Annotated in this window: 5 protein-coding genes; 4 read left to right on the forward strand and 1 reads right to left on the reverse strand. The window is 61.4% G+C overall.

Features of this window, described 5'->3' with window-relative positions; genetic code table 11:
- Positions 1 to 602 precede the first annotated feature (602 nt).
- The gene (gcvA, locus tag VGV41_RS04610) at positions 603 to 1511 is read right to left on the reverse strand and encodes a transcriptional regulator GcvA (RefSeq protein WP_326862489.1); all 909 of its coding nucleotides are present in this window, start codon (positions 1509 to 1511) and stop codon (positions 603 to 605) included.
- Between the two features lie 151 nt (positions 1512 to 1662).
- Between gcvA and VGV41_RS04615 the strand changes: the two genes are divergently transcribed.
- The 4 genes from VGV41_RS04615 to VGV41_RS04630 all read left to right on the forward strand — a co-directional run bounded on the left by VGV41_RS04615 (position 1663) and on the right by VGV41_RS04630 (position 4722).
- Positions 1663 to 2028 carry a Rieske (2Fe-2S) protein gene (locus tag VGV41_RS04615; protein WP_326862490.1) on the forward strand — a complete coding sequence of 122 codons (366 nt, stop codon included), beginning with the start codon at positions 1663 to 1665 and terminating at the stop codon, positions 2026 to 2028.
- Positions 2015 to 2362, forward strand: a complete 348-nt coding sequence (locus VGV41_RS04620) for a hypothetical protein (protein WP_326862491.1) — start codon at positions 2015 to 2017, stop codon at positions 2360 to 2362. The genes VGV41_RS04615 and VGV41_RS04620 overlap by 14 nt, the downstream gene beginning before the upstream one ends.
- Before the next feature lie 9 nt (positions 2363 to 2371).
- Positions 2372 to 3616 carry an amidohydrolase family protein gene (locus VGV41_RS04625; protein WP_326862492.1) on the forward strand — a complete coding sequence of 415 codons (1245 nt, stop codon included), beginning with the start codon at positions 2372 to 2374 and terminating at the stop codon, positions 3614 to 3616.
- A 110-nt stretch (positions 3617 to 3726) separates the two neighbouring features.
- A complete protein-coding gene (locus VGV41_RS04630; RefSeq protein WP_326862493.1) occupies positions 3727 to 4722 on the forward strand; it encodes a tripartite tricarboxylate transporter substrate binding protein in 996 nt (331 codons plus the stop codon).
- Positions 4723 to 5031: the final 309 nt, after the last annotated feature.

The raw sequence follows: 5031 nt of genomic DNA on the forward strand, positions 1-5031 counted from the left end.
GCCTCTGCGATCTCGGCGATGCGCAGCCAGTGCATAGCCATATCGGTCAGGCGAGCGCGGTCGGAATCGAGAGACAATCGACCCGCCAACTCCAGGCAGGTCTTTGCTTCCTTGCGGTATCCTTCGGCCCGCTCGCGTGCACTGGCCATGTTGGATTGGAGTGCTAGGCGCCGGCTGAGCCAAGCTTTGAGCCGAATTCCGCAATGATGTCGGAAAGGCTGTTGTGGTCGGCCTGTTCGGCCAGTCTCAGGTAGCACTAGGCAAGGTGGTTCAGTTCGGACGCGAGGCCGGCGCTTCGTTCATTGGCGGCTTTCGCTCTCAGCTGAGCCGCGAGCTTTCGGTATGAGTCGGCAGCAGTCATGGGCGGGCAGAACCTACTCACAGTGTGTCTTTTGACAATCCTTCAAGTTTTACCTGTGCGATGCGTTCCATCAGTCCGCCGACAAGGTAAAGGGACCACAAAGCTCCTCAAAAGAGGCCAGCGCCGATGGAAAAGGGTCAGTACCTGGATGAGGGGGACGGAAGCTATTACCGCTGTTCTTGCTGTGGGCAAGAACGAAAAAAGTCGTGCTTAGCCTCAGTTTTCCTCATGCAGCAGCTGATCAGGCTGCCGAGAGCGCCGGCTGAAAGCGTTCGAGCACCCAGTTACGGAATGTCGTCACCATCGGCATATCGGCGCGTTCGATCGGTGACGTCACGTGATATCCGGAGTTCGTCGGCATCCGGATATCGAACGGCTCGATCAGGGTGCCATTGGCGATGTCCGTCGCCACGACCGCGGTACGCCCCATCACCACGCCTAGACCGTCCACCGCCGCCTGAATGGATGGGAACAGCAGATCGCAGGCGATCTCGTCGGCAAATTCCAGGTCGGACACGCCGGCGAGCTCCAGCCACTGCGGCCACTCGTCGCGCAAGGCGAACGAGGACGTCCGGATCACCGTATGCTGGTGCAGATCGGACGGGATCTTTAACTTCATGCCGGACTTGAGCAGGCGTGGACTGCAGACCGGAAACACCTCTTCCGGCGCGATCTTGTGCGTGGCGAAGCCGCGCCAGCTTCCCGAGCCGTACCGGATCGCCACGTCGTAATCGTGGTGCTGGAGGAGATCGAACGACACGACGGTGCCGATCCGCAGCACGATGTCGGGATGGCGCCGGCGGAAATCGCCGAGATGCGGGATGAGACACTTCACGGCGAAGGCCGTGAGGCACGCGACGGTGAGCACATTGCCGCGGTGTTTGTCGATGACCCGGTCGGTCGCCGCGGTGATCTGGTTGATCACATCGCGCACTGATTCCAGATATTCATGGCCGACGTCGGTCAGTCGCACGGCGCTACGTTCGCGCGTAAACAGCGCGACCTGCAACAAGTCCTCCAAATTCTTAATCTGATGGCTGATCGCGGTCTGCGCCAGATTGAGTTCTGCCGCCGCGCGCGTGAAGCTCTGGTGGCGGGCCGCGGCCTCGAATGCGCGCAGACTACTCAGGGAGGGAAGAACGCGACGCATTGGAAACACTCGATAACACAGGCACTTAAGTAACCCTATCAATATTTTTCATGCCCTGTCCAACTATTTCTCCTTTGCTACGCCAACCGGCACTGCGGATACAGGACGACAGGCGGGCGACAGCCTGCATTAGGTTATCGAGGCTTCCAGGATGGCCGAAATCTTCGTCTGTCCCTCCGCCGAATTGAGCGAAGGGGCGCGCAAACTTGTCGAAAATGGCGCCGACCAGATCGGCGTCATCCGCGCGAGCGGGGCGCTGCATGCCTTTAGCAATATCTGCCCGCATCAAGGCGGTCCGGTGTGTGAGGGCCTGCTCGTGCACAAGGTCGAGGAGGTGATCAGGGCCGACAAAACCTATCAGGGCATGCGGTTCAATGAAGACGAGCTGCACATCGTGTGCCCATGGCACGGCTGGGAGTTCAACATCGAAACCGGCCGCTGCGCCGGTGATGGCCGCCAGTCGTTGCGGCGCTATAAGGTCATCGAACGGAACGAAGGCATCTATGTCGTCGTCTGACACTGTCACCGTCGCGCCCTCGCGCGCCGACGAACTGCGCCAGCAGGTCGAACGCCTGATGGTTCAAATGGACGAGGCCTCGGCGCAGATCGAGGCGCTGATCGCCGAAGGCGCCGGCGAATGCCTGCCGGACCAACCGATGCAGCGCCTGTTCCGAGCGCTGGTCGATCTCTACGCGCAGAAGTTCGATGCTGGTGAGCGCACGCTTCCGTGCGGCGACGTGCGCAGCATGGGCGCCACTAAGATCATGGTCACGGCTTCTGGCCTGCTCAAAGGTGCCAACCTCGAATTGTTCGAGCTCGGCATGTGGCAGAGCTTTTCAGGGACACGATAAGAGGTTTCGATGCGCATCAATTCCAGCCAGAGCGCTTACGATCTCGAGATCGGCGGCTACAGCAGCACGCAGCATCTCGCAAATGCGCGCCGCCAGGCGGATCAACGCAAGCTCGACGACGTCCTCATCGTCGACGTCGACTGCCATCACTACGAGACCGATAACTTCGCGCCGATCCTGGAATACATCGAGGACCCCTCATTGCGGCAGGTGGCGATCAACACTTATCGCTATAAAGGCCCGAACGCTGTCCTCTACGATCAGCCGGGTTACCAGGACGTCGGCGGCCGTGTCACCCGCTATATGGGGCGCAAGCAGGAGCAGATCCCGGCTTCCGAGCACAAGCACCGCGAGGTGGCGCAGACGTTGCGCTGGATGGACGCGCTCAGCGTCGACTACGCCTGCCTGTTTCCGACGCCCATGCTGTTCCTCGGTTTGCATCCGCAGCCGGAAATCGAGGTCGCGTTGGCGCGCGCCTACAACCGCTGGCTCACGGAAGAGTTGCTGCCCTCGAACAACCGGCTGCGTTCGATGCTGTACCTGCCGTTCAACGATCCGGAAGCGACTTTCCGGACGGTGAAGGAATTCGCGGGCAAGCCAGGCGTGATCGGCTTCATGGTCGTGTCGACCCGCTATCGTCCGGTCTACGAGAACGCGTACATGAAGACCTACGCGCTGCTCGAGGAGGCCGGGCTGCCTTTGTCGTTCCACGCCTCCTATCACTGGAACGACCAGCTGATGTCGCTGACCAACCGCTTCATCACCGCCCACGCCGTCGGCTTCACCTTCTTCAATGCCGTGCATTGCGCCAACTGGATCGTGAACGGCCTGCCCGAACGCTTCCCCAAGCTGAAGGTGATCTGGATCGAATCCGGCCTCGCATGGATTCCCTGGCTGATGCAGCGCCTCGACAACGACTTCCGCATGCGCACGTCGGAGGCGCCGTCGCTCAAGCGGCTGCCGAGCGAGTACATGCGCGACATGTTCTACACGAGCCAGCCGATGGAGATGGTCAACAATCGCGAGGCGCTCGAGCTGACCTTCAAGATGATCAATGCCGACACGCAGCTCCTCTATTCGTCCGACTATCCACACTGGGACATGGACCTGCCCAGCACCATCTGGGACCTGCCGTTCCTCAGCGAGGGGGCCAAGCGCAACATCCTCGGCCTGACCGCCAAACGCATCTTCAACATGGACGTGTCGAGCCGCTTTCCGGAGACGACAAAACCGCGCGCAGCCGCCACGGTATAAGGCGTCGCCGCCTCTCTTCACTCGCCGCGGCCGTCCGCTGATGCGGCGGCTGTGACAAGCCGAAGCCAGCCGAAGGCTGGAGGATCAGCACAAAAAAAATGGGGAGACACATGGAACGGCAAGGACTGCTCAGACTGCTCAGAGCGGGCGCCAAGACGGCCTGCGCCGGCGTACTTGCGCTGGCGTTCGCCGCGCCCGCCGCGCGCGCCGACAACTACCCGTCACGGCCGATCACGATCGTCACGCCCTTCGCCGCCGGCAGCGTCACCGACGCCACCGCGCGCGTGATGGCCAAGTACCTGTCGGACGCGCTGAAACAGACCGTCATCGTGCAGAACAAGGCCGGCGCCGGCGGCATGCTCGCGGCCGAGACCGTCGCTCGGGCGGCGCCGGACGGCTATACCTTGCTGCTCACGACGAACTCGACGCACTCGGCGGCGCCGGGCCTTTTCAAACACGTGCCTTACGATCCCATCAAAGATTTCACCCCGATCGCGCGCATCGGCAGCTTCCCCTCGGTGATCACCGCGAACAACCAGGCGCCTTTCAAGACCATCCAGGAACTCGTCACCTACGCCAAGGCGAATCCAAATAAGGTGTCCTATGGCTACGGCAACAGCACCGGCGAAGTTACCGGCGAGACATTGAAGCATCGAACCGGCATCCAGATGGTCCGCGTTCCGTATCGCAGCGTGCCACCGGGCATCGTCGATCTGGTCGCGGGGCAGATCCAGGTCCTCGTCCCGGACATGAACACGGCGCTGCCGCAGATCAAGGCCAACCGCATGCGGCCTTTGGCGGTACTGACGGCAAAACGCAGCGCCCTGCTTCCCGACGTGCCGACGTTAAGCGAGACGGTAATGCCGGGTTTCGATCTGCTGGCCTGGGCCGGTATCTTCGGCCCGGCAAACCTGCCGCCCGACGTCATCAACAAGATCGCGCCGCAGATTCACGCGGCTCTGCAGACGCCGGAGATCAAGGAACGCTTCGCCAAATCCGGCATCGAGATCTACTGGAGCGACCCGCCCGCGTTCAAAGTCTTCGTCGCCGAAGAGCTCAAGAAGTGGACAAGCATGATCAAGGAAGCCGGCATCGAGCCGCAATAACCCAGCGCAGTTCGGAAAAGCGCAAGGCCGGAGCATCGCTCCGGCCTTTTTTTTCATCACAAACGCGCAAGCGGGTGTTAGCTCCGCCAAAAGCAAGGCCGCACGACCGATTCTGAGGTCCGAGTTACACTGGGACGCTAAGTAGCGAGGACGGTGGCAAAAAGCGCTGAAACCGAATGCGGCTTCTGTGGTTCCGCGATAGAGGAGTATCCCGACGAGAAAGCCGACCGTGAGAGTACATCGACGGGCGGGCTTACTCCGCGTCCTCGCCTCGGGGAGCCTTGGCCTCTGCGATCTCGGCGATGCGCA

The sequence above is a fragment of the Pseudolabrys sp. genome, from assembly GCF_035943735.1.
In the GTDB taxonomy this organism is placed as follows: Bacteria; Pseudomonadota; Alphaproteobacteria; order Rhizobiales; family Xanthobacteraceae; genus Pseudolabrys.